Origin of the sequence: Dyella thailandensis (genome assembly GCF_050749815.1) — a bacterium.
Classification (GTDB): domain Bacteria; phylum Pseudomonadota; class Gammaproteobacteria; order Xanthomonadales; family Rhodanobacteraceae; genus Dyella_A.
In genome coordinates, this window is sequence record NZ_CP192735.1 from 3,502,156 (window position 1) to 3,521,527 (window position 19,372).

The window sequence follows — 19,372 nt, forward strand, 5'->3', positions numbered from 1 at the left end:
AGCCGGCGCGCGCCGGCGCCACCGGTTGGGTACCGGTTCACCCAGGTGAATCAGATGCGTACGGTGTGCTGCTGGGCCAGCCAGCCCGGCACCTCGCTGGCCGGCATCGGCCGGGCGATGTGGAAGCCCTGCACCTCGTCGCAGGCCATGCCGCACACGGCGGCGTAGATCTGCGCGGTCTCCACGCCCTCCACCACCACGCGGAAACCCAGCTCGCGCGCCAGTTCGGTCATCGCGCGCACGATGGCGCCGTCGTGGCGGCTGGCGTCCATGGCGCGCACGAACGACTGGTCGATCTTCAGGCTGGTGGCGGGCATCTGCCGCAGCGAGGCGAGGTTGCTGTAGCCGGTGCCAAAATCGTCGATGGCGATGCCGATGCCCAGCGCGCGGATCGCGGCCAGGTGTTCGCGGGTGGTGTCCGAATGTTCCAGCAGGGTGCTCTCGGTAAACTCCAGCTCCAGCGCATCGAGCGCCACACCGTGCCGGCTCGCCGCGCTGCGCAGGCGATCGACCAGCTCGCTGCCCAGGTCGCTGCTGGACACGTTGAGCGACAGTTTCAGCGTCAGCCCGGCGCGCTGCCACTGCCCCAGCTGGGCGATCGCGTGGTCGAGCACCCATTCGGTCAGCGCACGCATCAAGCCGGCCTGCTCGGCCAAGGGAATGAAGCGGTTCGGCGGGATCGGGCCGAGCGTGGGATGGTGCCAGCGCGCCAGCGCCTCCACCGCCACGCAGCGGCCGCTGGAGAGCTCGACGCGCGGCTGGTAGTGCAGATCCAGCTCAGTGCGGTCGTTGAGCGCGGCGGCCAGCTCGGTGACGAGGAAGAACTCTTGCCGGTGCTGCTCGTCGTGCGCCGCTTCGTAGATCGACCAGCCGCGCACACTGTCCTGCGCTGCATGGGTGGCGCTCATCACCAGCCGCAGCGGATCGCCGCCGTCGAGTTCGCCGACCGCCAGATTGAGCAGTCCCACGCCCGGTTGCAGGGTCAGCGGGATGCCCAGGCAATCGAACGGCTGGCGCAGGCGATGCACCAGTTCGTCCAGCTGCGCGCCGTCGAGTACGTGCGGCGAATCCGGCAAGACCGCCGCGAAGCGATGGATGCCTACCTGATAAAGATGGGTGTGCTCGGGCATCCACACCTGGATGCGCGCAGCCGCATCGCGCATCAACTCGTCGGCGTAAGCGTGACCCATGGCGCGGATGAAGGCGTTGAAGCGGTTGACCGGCGCCACGTCGATGGCGATCAGCCAGGCGCCGTGCGCGCCGCCGCGCTGGCGGGCGCGTAGATCCTCGAAGAAGGCATTGCGGTGCGGCAGTTGGGTGACCGGATCGGTACGGCCCAGGTAGCTTCCCAGCACCAGCCCAGTGCCGGCCAGTTCAGCGGCGTCGCGCAGGTCGTCATGCTCCTTTTCGGTGAGCCCGTCGCGCGGCGCGTAATCCATCACGCACAGGGCGCCTACGTGCTGCCCACTCAACGTGTAGACCGGCTCGCTGGCGAAGAAGCGCATCGATGCCGTGCGCGGGTCGGTCAGCAGCGGCACGCCGCCAAAGCGCGTATCGGCCTCGGTGTCGGGCACTACCTGGGTTTCACCGTGGCGCGCCGCTTCCAGATACCGCGGGTGCAGCGACGGCGAAGCGTGCGGACTGCGCGCCTCGTCGCTGAACCAGTACGCGCTGCCGGTCGACAGCACCAGCGACACCACCGGCACGCGCAGCGAATGGGCAGCGAGCCGCGCGACCGCATCGAAGCCCGGCACGGCAAAGCCGTCCGCCGCGTCGAGGGCGTTGAGCACCGCTCCGGTCATGTCCCCCGGAGAGCTGTCCGTCTCGCTTGCCATGCCTGTCGCTCCGTACCGCATGCCCGACGTCCGCCTGGAACCGCCGCTCCAGGGTCAGGCCCAAATTTAATGCAGATTCAGTTTTTTCGGCGGGTCGCCGCGTATCTGAAGCGCCGCGCGGGTGCCCGGCGGCCGCCGGAAACATCGTGGTCCGGTCGTTTCATTTCCCCACGTTCGCAATGGAGAGTCCCATGAAAGCACTGCCCCTGACGCTACTCGCCGGTGCCCTGCTTGCCGCCACGGCTGGCGCGGCGCAGGCCCAGAGCGCCGCCGGCCCGGGTTTCTATGGCGCCATCGGCTACCACTACGTGAACCCCAAGAGCGGCAACGGCACGCTGGCCGGCGTATTCCGCAGCGACATCAACAGCGACTCCGAGCCCACTCTGACCCTGGGCTACAACTTCGACAGCAACTGGAGCGCCGAGGCCTGGCTGCCGCTGACCAAGTTCAAGCACGACGTGAGCCTGGACGGCGCCAAGTCGGCCAGCATCAAACACATGCCGTACCTGCTCACGGCGCAGTACCACTTCCTGCCCGACAGCGCGTTCCGCCCGTTCATCGGTGCTGGCTACGGCTTCGTCAACGTCAGCGGCGAGCGCACCACCGGGCCGATCACCGGCACCTCGCTCAACGTGAAGAGCGGCGACGGCTTCGTCGGCCAGTTCGGCGTGGACTACTACGCCACCAACAACGTGTTCATCCGCGCTGACGCGCGCTACTTCGACTGGAAGAGCAAGGTCGAGCTCAACGGTGCAGGCATCGGCGAGGTGAAGGTGAACCCGTGGATCTACGGGGTGAGCGTGGGCTACCGCTTCTGATCGGCTCTCTCGTGTGACACCCGTGACGGCCGCCTTCGGGCGGCCGTTTTTTTGTGGGGACTAGTCGGGCCGGTGCGGCGCGGCGAGGTATTCCTCGCTCTGCATTTCGATCAGCCGCGACTCGGTGCGACCGAACTCTGCGCGCAGGCGCTCGCCGTCATAGAGCTCGGTGATCGGCGCGGCCGCGGAGAGCACCAGCTTGGTGCGGCGGTCATAGAACTCATCGACCAATTGCACGAAACGCTTCGCCGCGTCCTCGCTGTACACGGTGAACTGCGGCACGTTGGACACCAGGATCGTGGCCGCGGATTTCGCCAGCGCGATGTAGTCGGCCACCGCGCGCGGGCCTTCACACAGGGCGTCGAAGCTGAACCACAGCACGCCCTCGGCGCGGCGGCGCAGCGGTACCTTGCGGCCGTTGAGGGTGATCGTGCCGCCGTCGACCGGCTCGTCCTGCGCCTGGCTGGCGAAGATGCGTGCCAGCGCCCGCTCGGCCTCGGCGCTGGGCGGCGTGAGGTAGACCGGCGCCTGGCTCAGCGCGCGCAGGCGCCAGTCCCGCGAGGACACCATCTCCACCACGTGGCAATGCTTCTCCAGCAGCGCGATCGCCGGCAGGAAGCGCGCGCGCTGCAGGCCATCGCGGTACAAGTTGGCCGGCGCGGTGTTGGAGGTGGTGACCAGGCTCACGCCGCGCACGAACAGCGCGTCGAGCAGGTTGGCCAGGATCATCGCGTCGCCGATGTCGCTGACCAGAAACTCGTCCAGGCACAGCACGCGGCACCGCGCGGCGATGCGTGCGGCCACTTCCACCAGCGGGTCGGCGCGTTCGCCCAGCGTGCGCAGTTCGGCGTGCACTTCTCCCATGAAACGGTGGAAGTGCCGGCGCAGCGCGGTGCCGGCGGGCAGGCCGGCGACGAACAGGTCCATCAGGAAGGTCTTGCCGCGGCCCACGCTTCCCCACAGATACAGGCCCGGCACGGCGTTCACCGGGTCGCCGCCGAGCAGGCTCTTGAGCCGGCCGAACAGGCCGGGGCTCTCCGGCACGGCGCACAGCGCCGCGTGCATGCGGTCGAACTCGGGCAGCACCGCGAGCTGGGCCGGATCGCTTTCCCAGCGGTGGGCGGCCACGCCTTCGTGATAGCGCGCGCTGGGCGCGCCGGATGCGGTATCGGTCATGGGGAAAACCGGAAGGCTCAGGGGCGCTCGGGCGGCAGCCAGCGCCGCGCGGCGGCCTTCACCGCGCCGCGCAGGTCCATCAGCCGGCGATGGAAGAAGTGCCCCGTCTCGGGCATGCGCACCAGCTCGGGTTTTACCTCGAGGCTGTCGATCCAGTCGAATACCGCCTGCGGCTCGACCACTTCGTCTTCCTCGCCCATCACCACCAGCCACGGGCAAGACGGCAGCTCGAAGCCCTCGAACGGCCAGCGCCCGGCGGGCGGGGCGATGCTGATCAGCGCGTCGGCGCCCAGTCGCACCGCATTGCGGATGGTGACGTAGCTGCCGAAGGAGAACCCGGCCAGCCACAGCGCCTCGCCGGGGCGCACGCGGCGCACCCAGTCGGCCACCGCAGCCAGATCATCGCCTTCGCCGTTGCCTTCGTCGTAGGCGCCTTCCGATTCGCCCGTGCCGCGGAAGTTGAAGCGCACTGTATCCAGGCCCGACTCGCGCAGCGCGCGCTCGACCATGGTCACCACCTTGTTGTGCATGGTGCCGCCCTGCACGGGGTTGGGATGGCAGACGATCGCCACCCCGCGTCGTGCGCCGGGGCGTTCGGCGACATCGGTGATGGTCTCCACCAGGCCGGCCGGGCCGCGCAGCATGAAGCTGGCCGCCTGCTCGGGAAAACTGGCCGGGTCGGCGGGAAGCGAGAGCATGTTCATAACGACGATGATAACTGCCCGGCTTGTCGATCGCCCGCCACGGCTCCATCTACCGTCACCATGAACCATCTCGCGCACGCCCTGCTGGCCGGTGACGACGACGCGTTGCGCCTGGGCGGCATGTTGGGCGACTTCGTGCGCGGGGCGCCCGATGCCGCGTGGCCGCGCGAGGTGGCCGAGGGTATCCGCCTGCACCGCGCCATCGACGTCTATACCGATGCGCACCCCGAAGTGCTGGCGGCCAAGGCCCGCCTGGCGCCGCCGTATCGCCGCTACGCCGGCATCCTGCTGGACATGTGGTTCGATCACTGCCTGGCGCGCGACTTCCCGCGCTGGTCGGCGGTGTCGCTGCAGCCGTTCTCCCGCGACCTGCGCGCCCTGCTGCGCGAGCGCGAGGCGCAGTTGCCGCCGCCGCTGCAGCGCTTCCTCGCCTACATGCAAACCCACGACCTGCCGGCCGGCTACGCGCAGCCACAGGTGCTCGGGCGCGCGCTCGCCGGTGTCGGCCAGCGCCTGCAGCGGGCCAACCCGCTGGCTGAGGCCCTGCCGGTGCTGCAGGCGCAGGCGGACGTGCTGGACCGGCATTTCGAGGCGTTCTTCCCCGAGCTGCAGGCGTTTGCGCGCGGGTGGATCGAGCAGGAGCGGATGGGGCCGGACTGAGGCGAGCCGCGACGCGACGGATCGTGCGCGGGTGGCACAGCGCCGCGGTTGCCCCCTCATCCCAGGCTTCTTCCCAGGCTTCTATTCCTTGGGAAGGGCAGAACGAAAAACGCCGCCTCGCGGCGGCGTTTTCGTTTGCGGTATCGAGCCGCGGCTTACTTCGCCTGGTCGGTGATCCAGGTAACCGCGGCCTTGACCTGCGCGTCGGTCAGCGAAGGGTTGCCGCCCTTGGCCGGCATCATGTTGCCGTCCGGGCCCTTGTAGCCTTCGATCGCGTGCTTCACCAGGGTATCCAGGCCCTGCGCCAGGCGCGGTGCCCAGGCGGCCTTGTCGCCCAGCTTCGGCGCGCCAGCGACGCCGGCGGTGTGGCAGCTGTGGCACAGGTTGTCGTAGATCGTCTTGCCGTCGGTGGTGCCGCCGTAGGCGACCTGCGAGGCGGCGGCCTTGGCCGCGGCTTCCTCGGCGGCGGCCATCGCCGCGCGGCCGGTGTCGCCGGCGTACACCGCGCCGACCGGCGCAATGCGCGCTTCCACCTGCTGCGGCGCGTTCGGGTTGGTTTCCTTCGGCTCGTGGTTGTAGATCGCCCAGCCGAGGCTGATCAGCAGCACGGTCAGCACACTCAGGCCCGCGATCAGCATCGAGAACTGACGCATGAAGCTCTGATCGGATTTGGTCAGGGAACCGCTCACGAACGTACTCCAGTCAAAAAGTAGGGCTGGCGGGCCGCCATTGGCCGTCCGAGCCGCTGCGCGGGGCCGTCCTTCTGCGAAGGCGGCGCGGCAACCGCGGGATTATAGACGAAGCCCGGCGCAAGTTTCAGCGCGCCGCCGTGGCGGCCGGTCGCAGCCCGGGGTATCGTGCGCGGGATCGGATCGCGCCCACTCCCCGTGTTGCATGGCCCACGCGGCTTCCACCCTGCCATCGGTCATGGCGGACCCATGTCAACCGGCAGTGTCCGGGGTCGTTGATCTGAACCTATTCTTTTCCTGCCACTCACACAGTGCGCGCACGTCGCGCGCCGGGGCTTGGGCCCTGCCGTTTCAACCGGGAGTTTTACATGTCGCGTTTTTGGAAGATCGCGCTGATCGTTGTTGCCGTGCTCGTGGTGGCGGCGGTCGGAGTCCGCCTGCTGCACAAGCCTGCCCCCCGACCCGGCGCCCAGGCCGGTGCCCAGGCCGGCGCCCCCGGCAAGAAGGGTGGCCCGGAGGCCAAGGAAGCCGATCCGGTGCCGGTGACGGTGGAGCCGGTGAGCGTGCAGAACGTGCCGGTGTATCTCACCGCGCTGGGCACCGTGCAGGCGCTCAACACCGTGACGGTGAGCCCGCAGATCGGCGGCCTGCTGATGAAGCTCAACTTCACCGAAGGCCAGGAAGTGACCAAGGGCCAGGTGCTTGCCGAAATCGACCCGCGCTCGCTGCAGGCCTCCTACGACCAGGCCGCTGCGCGCAAGCGCCAGGACGCGGCGCAGCTGGCCACCGCGCGCAGCAACCTGGCGCGCAGCCTCGACCTCGCCAAGCAGGGCTACATCTCCAAGCAGGATATGGACACATTGCAGAACACGGTCAGCCAGTACGAGGCGACCGTGGCGGCGGACGAGGCGGCCATCAATGACGCCAAGGTGCAGCTGGGCTACACCAAGGTGCTGGCGCCGGTCACCGGCATGGCCGGCATCCGCGGCGTGGACCCGGGGAACATCGTCACCACCACCTCGTCCATCGTGACGTTGACCGAGGTGCATCCGATCAACGTGATCTTCCCGCTGCCGGAGCAGAACGTGGAGCTGGTGCGCTCCTCGCAGCAGCGCGGCGAGCCACTGGAAGTGGCCGCGCTGGACAGCGCCGGCAGCAAGGTCATCGCCGCCAAGGGCGTGCTCAAGGTGATCAACAACCAGATCGACACCAGCACCGGCACGTTCAATCTCAAGGCCGAATTCCCCAACGACGAGAACGCGCTGTTCCCGGGCCAGTTCGTCAACGTGCGGATGAAGGTGAACACGGTGCAGGGCGGCCTGGTGATTCCGTCGCAGGCGGTACAGCGCGGCCCGGATGGCGACTACGTCTATCAGCTGCAGTCCGACAACACGGTCAAGATGCAGTCGGTGACCACCGGCCAGGAAGTGGGCGACAGCCACGTGATGGTGACGCAGGGCCTGAAGGCCGGCGACAAGGTGGTCACCGAGGGCCAGTTCCGCCTCAAGCCGGGCAGCAAGGTCAAGGCGCTCAAGCCGGGCGAAGTGCCGGCCGCGCCGACCGAGGAAGAGCTCAAGAAGGCGGCGCAGGACAACAAGGGTGGTCGCCGCGGTCACCGCGGTTGATCCAGCGCACCGCGGCCGGCCCGATGGCTGGCCGCGCTGCCCGGGCGCGAGGCGTCCGGGCGCACCACCACTGACGGTCGGGCACGTGCCCCGCCACTGACGGCAGACCAGGACATCATGGGATTTTCATCGCTTTTCATCCGACGCCCGATCGCCACCTCGCTGCTGATGGTGGCGGTGCTGCTGCTGGGCGTGCTCGGCTATCGCCAGCTGCCGGTGTCGGCGCTGCCGGAGATCGATGCGCCCAGCCTGGTGGTCACCACCCAGTACCCGGGCGCCAGCGCGGCGACCATGGCGGCGCTGGTCACCACGCCGCTGGAGCGCCAGTTCGGACAGATCTCCGGGCTGTCGATGATGAGCTCGGATTCGTCCGCCGGCCTGTCGACGATCGTGCTGCAGTTCAACATGGACCGCGACATCGACATCGCCGCGCAGGACGTGCAGTCGGCGATCAGCACCTCCAAGGGCACGCTGCCGAACAACCTGCCGTACCCGCCGGTGTACAACCGCGTGAACCCGGCCGACGCGCCGATCCTCACGCTGATGCTCACCTCCGACAGCCGCGCGCTTCGCGACGTCAATGATCTGGCCGATTCGATCATTGCCCAGAAGCTCTCGCAGGTGCAGGGCGTGGGCCTGGTGTCGATCGCCGGCAACGTTCGTCCGGCCGTGCGCGTGCAGGTGAACCCGGCGCAGCTGTCCAACCTCGGCCTCACTCTGGAGGACGTGCGCAGCGCGCTCAGCCAGGCCAACGTCAACGCGCCCAAGGGCACGCTCAACGGCAAGACGCAGAGCTACTCGATCGGCACCAACGATCAGCTGGTCGACGCCGCGCAGTACAAGAACACCATCATCAGCTACAAGAACGGCGCGCCGGTACGCCTGTCCGACGTGGCCAGCGTGGTCGACGGCGTGGAGAACGACCAGCTCGCCGCGTGGGCCAACGGCAAGCCGGCGGTGCTGCTGGACATCCGCCGCCAGCCGGGCGCCAACATCGTCAAGACGGTGGAGCAGATCCGCGCCACGCTGCCGTCGCTCAAGGCGGTGCTGCCGGCCGACGTGCACCTGGACGTGTTCGCCGACCGCACCATCACCATCCGCGCCTCGGTACACGACGTGCAGTTCACCCTGATCCTCACCATCTTCCTGGTGGTGGCGGTGATCTTCGTGTTCCTGCGCCGGCTGTGGGCGACCATCATTCCATCGGTGGCCGTGCCGCTGTCGCTGATGGGCACGTTCGGCGTGATGTCGTTCGCCGGCATGTCGCTGGACAACCTCTCGCTGATGGCGCTCACCGTGGCCACCGGCTTCGTGGTGGACGATGCGATCGTGATGATCGAAAACATCGTGCGCTACATCGAGCAGGGCAAGAGCGGCAAGGAGGCGGCCGAGATCGGCGCCAAGGAAATCGGCTTCACCGTGCTGTCGCTCACCGTGTCGCTGGTGGCGGTGTTCCTGCCGCTGCTGCTGATGCCCGGCGTCACCGGCCGCCTGTTCCACGAGTTCGCCTGGGTGCTGACCATCGCGGTCACTATCTCGATGCTGGTGTCGCTGACGCTGACGCCGATGATGTGCGCCTACCTGCTCAAGCCCGATCAGTTGCCGATGGGCGACGAGCACCACGCCGCGCACGCCGGCAGCGGCAAGCGCGACCTGTGGTCACGCACCGTGCGCCTGTACGAGCGCACGCTGGACTGGGTGCTCGATCACCAGCGCCTGACCATGCTGGTGGCCTCGATCACGATCGTGATCACCGTGCTGCTGTACATCGCCATCCCCAAGGGCCTGCTGCCGGAGCAGGACACCGGCCTGATCACCGGCGTGGTGCAGGCCGACGAAAACGTCGCGTTCCCGCAGATGGAGGCGCGCACCAAGGCGGTCGCCGATGCCCTGCGCAAGAACCCCGCGGTAACCGGCGTGGCCGCGTTTATCGGCGCCGGCTCGATCAACCCCACGCTCAACCAGGGCCAGCTGTCGATCGTGCTGAAGGACCGCGCCGACCGCGACGGCCTGGACAAGGTGCTGCCCAGCCTGCAGGCCGCGGTGGCGAACATTCCCGGCGTGGCGCTGTATCTCAAGCCGGTGCAGGACGTCACCCTGGACAGCCGCGTCTCGGCCACCGAATACCAGTACGCGCTGTCCGACGTGAGCTCCACCGAGCTGGCCGGCTACGCCGAGAAGATGACCCAGGCGCTGCGCCAGCGTCCCGAGCTGGCCGACGTGGACAACAACCTCGCCGACTCGGGCAACGCGCTCAAGCTCACCATCGATCGCGACAAGGCCAGCCGTCTGGGTGTGCCGGTGCAGAGCATCGACGACACGCTGTACGACGCGTTTGGCCAGCGGCAGATCTCCACCATCTTCACCCAGCTCAATCAGTACCGCGTGGTGTTGGAGGTCGCGCCGCAGTTCCGCAACAGCGACGACCTGATGAACAAGCTCACCGTGCGCGGCAACGGCAACGGCGCGCTCACCGGCTCCAACGCCACCAGCTTCGGCCAGCTCACCTCGAGCAACTCGGCCACGCCCTCGGGCATCGGCAACACCGGCAACGTCGGCTTCCAGATCGGCGGCGGCGGCACCATTCCGATTTCTTCACTGGCCACCGCCGAATACACCAGTGCGCCGCTGGTGGTCAGCCACCAGCAGCAGCTGCCGGCGGTGACGCTCTCATTCAACCTGGCGCCGGGCTACTCGCTGTCGCAGGGCGTGGACGCGATCAACGAGGTGGTCAAGCAGCTCAACCTGCCGCCGCAGGTGCGTGGCGAATTCGTCGGCAAGGCGGCGGAGTTCTCCTCCTCGCTGGGCGACGAGGTGCTGCTGCTGCTCGCCTCGGTGATCGTGATCTACATCGTGCTGGGCGTGCTGTACGAGAGCTACATCCACCCGATCACGATCATCTCCACCCTGCCGCCGGCCGGCGTGGGCGCGCTGCTGGCGCTGATCCTGTGCGGCATGAGCCTGTCGGTGGACGGCATCGTCGGCATCGTGCTCTTGATCGGTATCGTGAAGAAGAACGCGATCATGATGATCGACTTCGCGATCGAGGCGCAGCGCGAGGGCATGGGCCCGCGCGAGGCGATCCGCCGCGCCTGCCTGCTGCGCTTCCGCCCGATCATGATGACCACCGCGGCGGCCATGCTGGGCGCCTTGCCGCTGGCGCTCGGTAACGGCATCGGCGCGGAACTGCGCCGGCCGCTGGGCGTGTCCATCGTCGGCGGCCTGCTGCTGTCGCAGCTGGTGACGCTGTACACCACACCGGTGATCTACCTGTACATGGAGCGGTTCTCCGATTGGCTGCGCCACCGCCGCGAGCAGCGCGCGCTGGCCCAGGCCGAGCGCGGCGCGGCGTAACGTCGCCCCGCCCGGGGGTTCGTCACGCGAGCTTCGAGCACACGGCCCGCCCCCTGGCGGGCCGTGTGCTTTCCGGGATCCGTAAAAGCGCGCCGGACGTACGAAAGCGGTTCAACCCTTTGCCGCTTCGTGCGTTGGGGATGCGATGATTGGCGAACGCCCCGCGCGCCGCGTCCTCCCTCGCGACCAGGCCCAAGTTTTCACCCATGAACCTCTCCGCTCTTTTCGTGCGCCGCCCCGTTGGCGTCTCGCTCCTGGCCATCGGTCTGTTCGCGGTCGGCACGCTCTGCTACAGCCTGCTCGGCGTCTCCGCGCTGCCGGCGATCCAGTTCCCGGTGATCTTCGTGCAGGCCAGCCAGCCCGGCGCCGATGCCAGCACCATGGCGGCCACCGTCGCCGCGCCGCTGGAGCGGCACTTGGGGCAGGTGCCGGGCATCGACACCCTCCGCTCGAACAGCTCCGAAGGGCGCGCGTTCGTCTTCATGATCTTCAACAGCGACCGCAACCTCGACGCGGCCGCACGCGACGTGCAGTCGGCAATCAGTTCGGCCGCGCCGGATCTTCCCAGCGGGCTCACCAGCGCGCCCAGCCTGGAGAAGGCCAACCCCAACGATGACCCTGTGATCGTTTTTGCGCTCACCTCGCAGACGCAGTCCGCGGCCGATCTCTACAACGTTGCCGACACCCTGCTGATGCCGCGCCTGCGCCAGCTCGACGGCGTCTCTTCGGTGGACATCGCCGGCGCGGCGACGCCGGCGATCCGCGTCGACGTCGACCTGCGCAAGCTCAACGCGATGGGGCTCTCGCCCGACCAGCTGCGCAACGCGCTCACCGCGGCGAACGTCAGCTCGCCGCTGGGCACGCTGAGCAACGGCATCACCAATATGTTTGTCACTGCCACCGACCAGCTGAAGACGGCGGACGATTTCGCCCGGCTGATCGTGGCGGTGAAGGACGGCACGCCGGTGCGGCTGTCCGACGTGGCCCACGTCTACGCCGGCCAGCAGGACGCCTACCAGGCGGCCAGCTTCGACGGCAAACCGGCAGTGCTGCTGTACGTCTACAAGAAAGCCGATGCGAACGTCATCGCGACGGTCGACCGGGTGCGCGCGGCGATCCCCGAGCTGCGCAGCTTCCTGCAGCCGGCCACCACGCTCACCCCGTATTTCGACGGCACGCCGACCATTCGCGCCTCGCTGCACGAGGTGCAGGCGACGCTGCTGATCAGCCTGGCAATGGTGGTGCTCACCATGGCGCTGTTCCTGCGTCGGCTGGCGCCCACGTTGATCGCTGCGGCCGCGGTGCCGCTGTCGCTGGCCGGCGCGGCGACGGCCATGTACCTGCTCGGTTACACGCTCAACAACCTCACCCTGCTGGCGCTGGTGATCGCCATTGGCTTCGTGGTGGACGACGCCATCGTGGTGATCGAGAACATCATCCGCCACATCGACGAGGGCATGCCGCGGATGGAGGCGGCGCTCAAGGGCGGGCGTGAGATCGGCTTCACCATCGTCTCGATCACCGCCTCGCTGATCGCGGTGTTCATCCCCCTGCTGTTCGCCAGCGGCATCGTGGGCATGTTCTTCAAGGAGTTCACCATGACGCTGATTGCGGCGATTGCCGTATCGGCCGTGGTGTCGCTCACGCTCACGCCCGCGCTGTGCGGGCGCTTCCTGCTCGGCCACGCCGCGCCGACGAACCGCCCGCCGCGCTTCGCCCGTCTCAACGCCGCCATCGACCGCATGCACGACGGCATGCTGCGCATCTACACGCGCGCGCTCGACTTCTCGCTGCGCCACGCGCTGTCGCTGTCGCTCACGCCGCTGGCACTGATCGCGCTCACCTTCGTGCTGGCCGGGCAGGTGAAGGGCGGCCTGTTCCCGCCGCAGGACACCGGCCTGATCCACGGCTTCGCCAACTCCGGCGCCACCGTGTCGTTCAACGACATGGTCAAGCGCCAGCAGCGGCTGGTGGACATGCTGCTGGCCGACCCCGACGTCGCGCGCGTGGGTTCACGCCTGGGCACCAGCCGGCTCGGTGCCAGCGGCTCGTTCGACATCGAGCTGAAAACCCGCGCCGAAGGGCGCAAGGACGACACCTTCACCGTGCTCGACCGGCTCAGCGCGAAAGCGGCGGCGTATCCCGACCTCAACCTGCGCCTGCGCCCGATTCAGGACCTGCCCAGCGGCGGTGGCGGCGGCAACCAGGGCGCGCAGTACCAGGTATCGCTGCAGGGCGATGATCTGGACGAGTTGCAACTGTGGCTGCCGCGGTTGGTCAAGGCGTTGGCGAAGAACCCGATGTTCCGCGACGTCGGCTCCGACGTGGAAGAGGGTGGCCTGCGCCAGAACATCGTGATCGACCGCGACAAGGCCGCGCGGCTGGGCGTCTCGGTCGGCACCATCGACGGCGCGCTGTATGACGCCTTCGGCCAGCGCCAGGTGTCCACCATCTATTCGGACATCAACCAGTACAAGGTGGTGGTCAACGCGCTACCCAGCCAGACCGCCACGCCCGAGGCGCTCAACCGCATCTACGTGCGCTCCAACGCCGGCAAGATGGTGCCGATCACCGCGGTGGCGCACCAGGAGGCGGGCCTGGCGCCCTCGCAGATCCACCACTCCGGTCAGCAGACCACGATGGATCTCAGCTTCAATCTCGCGCCGGGCGCGAGCATGGGCGAGGCGCTGCCGGCGATCCAGAAAACCGTGCAGGACATCCGCGTGCCGGGCGACATCCGCCTCTCGCTGGGCGACGATTTCCGCCGCTTCCAGCAGTCGCAGGGCGACATGCTCTGGCTGATCCTCGCCGCCATCGTCACCGTCTACATCGTGCTGGGCATGCTCTACGAGAGCCTGATCCACCCCATCACCATCCTCTCCACCTTGCCGGCGGCGGGTGTCGGTGCGCTGGCGGCGCTGGTGGTGACCGACACCGAGCTTTCAGTGGTGGCGATGATCGCGCTGGTGCTGTTGATCGGCATCGTGAAGAAGAACGCCATCATGATGATCGACTTCGCGCTGGTGGCGCAGCGCGAGCACGGCAAGAGCCCGCTGGAGGCTGCGCGCGAGGCCTGCATCGTGCGCTTCCGCCCGATCATGATGACCTCGATGGTGGCGATTCTCGCCGCGCTGCCGATCGCCATCGGCCTGGGCGAAGGCTCCGAGCTGCGCCGCCCGTTGGGTATCGCGCTGATCGGCGGCCTGCTCATTTCGCAGACGCTGACCCTGCTCAGCACGCCGGCGCTGTACGTGATCTTCTCGTGCCTGTCGGAACGGGCGCGGGTGCGGCGCGAAGCGCGTCGCGAGCGTCGGGCGGCGCGCAAGAGGCAGAAGCTGGCGAGTGTGTGAACAGTCGACTCCGGGCGCAACGCGCCCGGTGTCGACTTGGGCGCTATTGTTTTTCGGACCACCAATTCGTGCTGCGTCGCGTTCCGCGCCGTGGCGATGCCGATACGGCGCGCGCTGTGAAAAGCGAGCAGCCCTCCCGCTTATGCCACGAGAGTCGTCCCGGACGCCTGCCCCTGCAGCGGAGGCGGTAGCTGGGTGTTGCGCGACGGGCTTGGCGACTGCGTTGTTGGCGCCTGCACGTGCCGCGCGGCCTCGCTGCTCTGCTCGATCGGCGTGGCTACGGCCTGTGCGGTGGACAGCTCCGCGATTCGCTTCATCGGCGAGTCGTTCTGCGTCACGAACGTGCGCGAACCGTCGTCGCTGAGCGCAATGCCATCGATACGGGTCAGGCCATGCGCCTTGGCTACCGATACCGCCGCGGCGGCGAGGCGCTGGGTATGTTCGTCGGAGGGGCGGCCCATCGCTTCGTCGATGCGCTTCACCTGCGCCAGCGCCTGCTCGTAGAGCGCATGGTCCGGATTGTGTGGATCGCTCAGCACCGTTCCGCCCGTCGTCGTCTTCTGCGCAGCGTGGTCCCGCAGCGCCCGTTCCAGCGCGCCCTGCGTCTGCGGCCCGACCTTGCCATCCACGGTCAGTTGGTGATCGCGCTGGAAGGCTTCCACGGCAAAGCGCGTGTTGGAGCCGAAGTCGCCGTCGACCTGCAGCGCCTGGCCTCGAGCATCCTTGTAGCCGAGCGTATTCAGCTCGGCCTGCAAACGCGAGGCTCCCTGCCTGGCCAGCGCCTGTTCGATGGCCGCATCGGTCAGCGGCCCCGCCTTGCCGTCGACGGTGAGGCGATGGTCGCGCTGGAACGCTTCCACTGCCTGCCGGGTGGCCGGGCCAAACGCGCCATCGCTCTTCAGCGGCTGCCCCTGCGCATCGGTATAGCCCAGGGTCGCCAGGCGCTTCTGCAGCTCGGCCACCGCCGTTCCGCGACTGCCATTGGCCAGCACGCCGCCATCGACCGGCACCGGCTGTTCCGCGCTGCCGCCGCGCGGGATGACGCCAGGGCGGATCGTGCCGTTGTTGATGTCGCGGATGTAACGCTGGAACTGGCCCACCTCCAGTTCGACGTGCGCGTGGATGGAGCCGGGGCTGCCGGTCTGGCCCATCTCGCCCAGTGGCTGGCCGTAACTCACGTGCGCGCCCTCGGCGAACGACGAGCTGCCCCGCACCATGTGCAGCACCTGACCCTCGCGCTTCGCGCCCGGCGTGCCGTACGGTTTGTCGTAGATCTGCACGGTGTTGTAGTCGTCGTGCAGGAAATGGGCATAGCCGGACACCGGCGCGGGAATCTCCACCGGTCCGCGGGCGTCCTGCGAAAGGATGAAGTCCTTCTTGACGAAGGTGCGCCCATCCGCGTGACGGATCTCCTCGAACTCGCCATGGATCGTGCCGTACTCGCGGTTCGGCTGGCGGCCGGCGCTGGGGTGATGCTTGTGCAGATCCTCGTACGAGTGCACCGGAAGCACCCGGGAACCGACGCTCTCAGTGATGGTGTAGCGGGACATGATCTACCTCCGTGTAGTGGTCGATGATGCGGCGTGGTGGGGGCGCTCAGGGCCCGGTGGGCTGCGGATTGCCGGTGAGGTACCAGCAACCCTCGCGCAGGGTGAAGCGGAAGCCGCGCCCTTCCGATGAGCCGTAGAGGTAGCTCACGTCCCGCAGTTGCGCCGAGGGTCGCTCCACCTGCAGCACCAGCGGGGCCGGATCGACGCCGTCGATGCCGACATGGTGGAATGCGCCGTCGCGGTAGCTCACGTCGAAGACGTCCGGTTGCTCGCCGGGCACGTAGACCATCTCGGTACGATCGCCTTCACCGTCGGACACCAGTACCTTCGCGCGCACCAGCGGCACGGTGAACGCCCGGCGCAACGAGGGTTGCGCGGCGAATGCCTGGAGGAACGGCATGAACTGCGTCGATGGGCAGCTCGGTGCGGGCACAGCCTGGTCGACGTGCATGGTTTGCTCGGTGCCCTCCACCTGCACGTCGGCGCCGGCCAAGGGCTTGCCGCCATCGCCGGGTACCCCCGAGAGCTGCAGTCGCATCAGCTCGGTGCCGTCGGCATTGCCCCAGGCTGCGCTGCAGTGGCCGGACGCATCGCAGCGCTGCAGTTCCAGCCAGCGGTTGCATGCCTGCGGCCGTCCCGTGTCCGCCGCGCAGCTTGCGTGATGCAGTGGCAGCCAGCCGTCGAGCACCAGCCGCTGGCGCAGCTTGGTGTATGGCGCTCCGCTCTCGCTTGCCGGCGGCACCTTGATCGGCCGCGCAGGGGCGCCAGCCTCGCTGGCGGCAAAGCTCGCCCGGCTGCAGCCGGAGATGAGCAGGGCGAGGGTCAGGCTGGCGAGTGCGAGGCGCATGGTTCGATCCGGACTGGTAGAAGCTGGAATATTGCGTGCCGTCTCGGGCCCGCGCGGTGTGTTATCGCCTCATCCGAGGCCGATGACGCTGCCTCGCGATGGTGCCGCGGTGGCCGCGACGACTGGTTGCGACGAGGCCCGGTCCGGCTCCGGTGCCTGCGTCTGTACGCTCGCCGCACGGAGGCTGCTTTGCTCGATCGGCGTACGCACGGCCTGCGCGGTGGTCACGTCCGCGTAGCGGCGAACGCCGCTTTCGTTCTGCACCGCAAACGTGCGTGCGCCGTCCTCGCTGATGGCAACTGAGTCGATGCGCGTCAGCCCAAGCGCCTTGGCTTCTGCCGCCAGGTTCGCGGCAAGGTTGCGGCTGAGCTGGTCGGAACGGCGGCCCATGTCGGCATCGATCTTCTGCACGCCGGCCAGTGCCTGTTCGTAAAGCGCGTGATCGGGTGACTTCGGATCGCTCAGTGGCAGCACGCTCTGCGTGCGTTCGCCTGCTCCGCGCGCCTTCAGTGCCTCGTCCAGCGCGCCCTGAGTCTGCGGGCCGACGCGGCCGTCCACGGTGAGCTGGTGATCGCGCTGGAACGCCTCGACCGCATGGCGCGTGTTCGCGCCGAATGCGCCGTCCACCGCCAGCGGATGGCCCTGTGCATCGGTATAGCCGAGCGAGTTCAACTCGCTCTGTAGGGTCCGCACGCCCTGCGTTGCGAGCGCCCGACTTATGGCCGCTTCCGTCTGTGGGCCGGCCTTGCCATCCACCGTCAGCCGATGATCCCGCTGGAACGCCTCCACGGCATGCTGCGTGTTGCGCCCGAAGTCCCCGTCCGCCGTGAGCGGAGCGCCGTCGGCATCGGTATAGCCGAGGCGGTGCAATCCGTTCTGCAGCGAGGTGACCGCGGCGCCGCGGTCGCCGAACGCCAGCACGCTGCCGCCGTCTCCGGAGCGCTTCTGCGCCTGTCCGCGCAGGGGACCGTTGCCGATCGTCACGTCCTTGAACGCAGCGTCGGGGGATAGTCCCCGCGCCAGGTCTGCCTGATAGTCGGTGCGCATCTGCCGTAGCGCCTCGCCACATTCGCGCACCGAGACGCTTGCCGAATTCGCACCGCCGTAGTGACTGGCACCGCCCTTGTTGGGGTCGCCGAAACTGGCCCATTCCAGTGACATCGCCACTTCGGCCGCGTGCAGGCTCGCGCCGGGCTTGCCGGTGACGTAGTCCCTCACCTCGGGGCGCTTGTCGGTCACTAGGTATTCGGAAAAGATCCTGTCCTGCAGTTCCGGCGTAAAGCGCTGTTTTGGGTCGAGATCAAGACTCGCCACCGCCGCGTCCATGGTGCCGGGAATCACCTGATAGAGCCCCACCGCGAACAGCTCGCCGCGATGTTGCCTCGCCTGCACCTCGCCCAGCGTCATGCTGGAGAAATCGATCGACTGACTCGACTCGCGGATGTGCTGCCGCCCGTCGCTGCCGGTGTAGGTGCCGCCGTTGTAGTCGTTGTAATCGCGATTCTGCGATTCGCCGCGATGGATCAGGTCGCGAAGTGGCTGGTTGCTCATGGGAGTCCGTTCCTCCTGATGATGAAAAGAGCGCAGAGCGCGCTACGGGGTTCTCTCCGGTCCGGTGCACCCGTTTCCGACTGTCCGGCGATTGAAGTCACCGCTTGAGGCGAGCGACGACGAGAGGCAGCCGCGACTGCCGGAGGCCCGGTTCATTGAGCTGCAGGCGAGCGGTATTCCCATCCCGTGACCGAGAGCGTGGACTTGCCTGCCGGAGCGTTCCAGTCGCCGATCTCGCCGTAGGTACCCACCTGCAGCGTCTTGCCGAAACCTTCGTGACTGAACTGCATCAGGCAATGCCCGTCGCCACTGCACGAGCTGAGCTCCCGCACATCAATACAGGCTCTGCAGCTGCCCAGCTCAGGATGCTCCGAGCAAAGTTTCTTGTAATTGCCGCCCACCACGTTGGCCATGCATTGCGCATCAGGCTGCGGCTGCCAACCATTGTGGATGACGATCTTGCGGAACTCGTTGTAGGTCATGCCTTTGTCGAGCTTGCCATCGAGCAACAGCGCCGGATCCGGTGCGGAGCTTGCTCCCACTGCCGGTTGGATCGACACAGCACTGACGGGCAATAGCGCCGGCGTATCAGCAGCCTGAACACTAGGCGGCGCCGGTTGGGCATGGCAGGCCGCGAGGCAGAGCGCGAACGTGGCAACGGAAACAGCAAGCAAACCCTTCATGGCAATCACTCCAAAACAATCTCAAGAATCTTCCGTGTACGTGAGGTTGCCAAACCAAAACGCGCTCGGCTGTGAAGCTCTTTGCGCCTCGAGCTAGATCGCGGCCGTGGTAGCAGAAGCGACGCTGCGTCGGCTGCGCGAAATGGTTCGTCCTCGGACGGCTCTAGACACCTAAGGGGACAGGAATCCACCACCCGGAACTGCGATCCAGGCTGCCTCGCCAGAATCATCCGGCGCCAGTTGCAATGGGGCGATCGCCTCCGCCGCGCCGACCACTGCGCGCCACGCAGCTTGCTGACGCGGTGTGCCGGCGAGGAGTATTTCGTTCATTAGGATCCGTTTTGAGTGAGGCAACAAAAGGTGGTCGCAACGGTTGCAGCCGACCAATTGATGCTACCCACATATGGGAGAGTGAACCTAAGCTCTGTGGCGTCGACCCGCCAATCAGCAGGCCTGCTCCTGTAAGGCAGGACCTGCGTATTTTCTTGGAGTAGATCGGAGCCTATGGTTTCGAGCCGTGCATGGCGATG

General features: G+C 67.7%; 13 protein-coding genes. 5 read left to right on the top strand and 8 right to left on the bottom strand.

The features are described 5' to 3' along the window. Nucleotides 1-50 precede the first annotated feature (50 nt). Nucleotides 51-1,835 (bottom strand): sensor domain-containing phosphodiesterase, encoded by a 1,785-nt coding sequence (locus ACQVBX_RS15965; RefSeq protein WP_431635312.1) that lies wholly within the window; start codon nucleotides 1,833-1,835, stop codon nucleotides 51-53. A 191-nt stretch (nucleotides 1,836-2,026) separates the two neighbouring features. Here ACQVBX_RS15965 and ACQVBX_RS15970 point away from each other — a divergent pair, with 191 nt between their 5' ends. Continuing rightward, nucleotides 2,027-2,653 carry an OmpW/AlkL family protein gene (locus ACQVBX_RS15970; protein ID WP_431635313.1) on the top strand — a complete coding sequence of 209 codons (627 nt, stop codon included), beginning with the start codon at nucleotides 2,027-2,029 and terminating at the stop codon, nucleotides 2,651-2,653. Between the two features lie 60 nt (nucleotides 2,654-2,713). Here ACQVBX_RS15970 and zapE read toward each other — a convergent pair whose 3' ends face one another. Together zapE and ACQVBX_RS15980 are read right to left on the bottom strand one after the other, a co-directional pair. Then, nucleotides 2,714-3,829, bottom strand: a complete 1,116-nt coding sequence (gene zapE / locus ACQVBX_RS15975) for a cell division protein ZapE (RefSeq protein ID WP_431635314.1) — start codon at nucleotides 3,827-3,829, stop codon at nucleotides 2,714-2,716. Nucleotides 3,830-3,846: 17 nt separating this feature from the next. After that, complete coding sequence (locus tag ACQVBX_RS15980) at nucleotides 3,847-4,533, bottom strand: alpha/beta hydrolase (protein ID WP_431635316.1); 687 nt, start codon at nucleotides 4,531-4,533, stop codon at nucleotides 3,847-3,849. 60 nt (nucleotides 4,534-4,593) lie between these two features. Between ACQVBX_RS15980 and ACQVBX_RS15985 the strand changes: the two genes are divergently transcribed. Further along, nucleotides 4,594-5,193 (top strand): ACP phosphodiesterase, encoded by a 600-nt coding sequence (locus ACQVBX_RS15985; RefSeq protein ID WP_431635318.1) that lies wholly within the window; start codon nucleotides 4,594-4,596, stop codon nucleotides 5,191-5,193. 155 nt (nucleotides 5,194-5,348) lie between these two features. Here the strand turns inward: ACQVBX_RS15985 and ACQVBX_RS15990 are convergent, their stop codons facing one another. Beyond that, nucleotides 5,349-5,870: a c-type cytochrome gene (locus ACQVBX_RS15990; protein ID WP_431638215.1), complete on the bottom strand. Its 522-nt coding sequence runs from the start codon at nucleotides 5,868-5,870 to the stop codon at nucleotides 5,349-5,351. 380 nt (nucleotides 5,871-6,250) lie between these two features. Here ACQVBX_RS15990 and ACQVBX_RS15995 point away from each other — a divergent pair, with 380 nt between their 5' ends. The 3 genes from ACQVBX_RS15995 (at nucleotide 6,251) to ACQVBX_RS16005 (ending at nucleotide 14,211) form a co-directional block, all read left to right on the top strand. Next, a complete protein-coding gene (locus tag ACQVBX_RS15995; RefSeq protein ID WP_431635319.1) occupies nucleotides 6,251-7,507 on the top strand; it encodes an efflux RND transporter periplasmic adaptor subunit in 1,257 nt (418 codons plus the stop codon). Nucleotides 7,508-7,624: 117 nt separating this feature from the next. Continuing rightward, on the top strand, nucleotides 7,625-10,861 hold the full coding sequence (locus ACQVBX_RS16000; protein ID WP_431635321.1) for an efflux RND transporter permease subunit: 3,237 nt from the start codon (nucleotides 7,625-7,627) through the stop codon (nucleotides 10,859-10,861). Nucleotides 10,862-11,067: 206 nt separating this feature from the next. Next, entirely contained in the window at nucleotides 11,068-14,211 is a 3,144-nt protein-coding gene (locus ACQVBX_RS16005) for an efflux RND transporter permease subunit (protein ID WP_431635322.1), read from the top strand. A gap of 140 nt (nucleotides 14,212-14,351) precedes the next feature. On the opposite strand, the gene ACQVBX_RS16010 is transcribed toward ACQVBX_RS16005, so the two are convergent. The 4 genes from ACQVBX_RS16010 to ACQVBX_RS16025 all read right to left on the bottom strand — a co-directional run bounded on the left by ACQVBX_RS16010 (nucleotide 14,352) and on the right by ACQVBX_RS16025 (nucleotide 18,842). Beyond that, the gene (locus ACQVBX_RS16010; protein WP_431635324.1) at nucleotides 14,352-15,761 is read right to left on the bottom strand and encodes a peptidoglycan-binding protein; all 1,410 of its coding nucleotides are present in this window, start codon (nucleotides 15,759-15,761) and stop codon (nucleotides 14,352-14,354) included. Between the two features lie 46 nt (nucleotides 15,762-15,807). Continuing rightward, nucleotides 15,808-16,608: a hypothetical protein gene (locus ACQVBX_RS16015; RefSeq protein WP_431635325.1), complete on the bottom strand. Its 801-nt coding sequence runs from the start codon at nucleotides 16,606-16,608 to the stop codon at nucleotides 15,808-15,810. A gap of 69 nt (nucleotides 16,609-16,677) precedes the next feature. Beyond that, nucleotides 16,678-18,159 (bottom strand): peptidoglycan-binding protein, encoded by a 1,482-nt coding sequence (locus ACQVBX_RS16020; protein WP_431635326.1) that lies wholly within the window; start codon nucleotides 18,157-18,159, stop codon nucleotides 16,678-16,680. 152 nt (nucleotides 18,160-18,311) lie between these two features. Beyond that, a complete protein-coding gene (locus ACQVBX_RS16025; protein ID WP_431635327.1) occupies nucleotides 18,312-18,842 on the bottom strand; it encodes a hypothetical protein in 531 nt (176 codons plus the stop codon). Nucleotides 18,843-19,372: the final 530 nt, after the last annotated feature.

Coding starts and splice junctions, on each gene's coding strand:
- ACQVBX_RS15965 (WP_431635312.1), bottom strand. CDS start 1,835: ATGGCAAGCGAGACGGACAGCTCTCCGGGGGACATGACCGGAGCGGTG.
- ACQVBX_RS15970 (WP_431635313.1), top strand. CDS start 2,027: ATGAAAGCACTGCCCCTGACGCTACTCGCCGGTGCCCTGCTTGCCGCC.
- zapE (WP_431635314.1), bottom strand. CDS start 3,829: ATGACCGATACCGCATCCGGCGCGCCCAGCGCGCGCTATCACGAAGGC.
- ACQVBX_RS15980 (WP_431635316.1), bottom strand. CDS start 4,533: ATGAACATGCTCTCGCTTCCCGCCGACCCGGCCAGTTTTCCCGAGCAG.
- ACQVBX_RS15985 (WP_431635318.1), top strand. CDS start 4,594: ATGAACCATCTCGCGCACGCCCTGCTGGCCGGTGACGACGACGCGTTG.
- ACQVBX_RS15995 (WP_431635319.1), top strand. CDS start 6,251: ATGTCGCGTTTTTGGAAGATCGCGCTGATCGTTGTTGCCGTGCTCGTG.
- ACQVBX_RS16000 (WP_431635321.1), top strand. CDS start 7,625: ATGGGATTTTCATCGCTTTTCATCCGACGCCCGATCGCCACCTCGCTG.
- ACQVBX_RS16005 (WP_431635322.1), top strand. CDS start 11,068: ATGAACCTCTCCGCTCTTTTCGTGCGCCGCCCCGTTGGCGTCTCGCTC.
- ACQVBX_RS16010 (WP_431635324.1), bottom strand. CDS start 15,761: ATGTCCCGCTACACCATCACTGAGAGCGTCGGTTCCCGGGTGCTTCCG.
- ACQVBX_RS16015 (WP_431635325.1), bottom strand. CDS start 16,608: ATGCGCCTCGCACTCGCCAGCCTGACCCTCGCCCTGCTCATCTCCGGC.
- ACQVBX_RS16020 (WP_431635326.1), bottom strand. CDS start 18,159: ATGAGCAACCAGCCACTTCGCGACCTGATCCATCGCGGCGAATCGCAG.
- ACQVBX_RS16025 (WP_431635327.1), bottom strand. CDS start 18,842: ATGAAGGGTTTGCTTGCTGTTTCCGTTGCCACGTTCGCGCTCTGCCTC.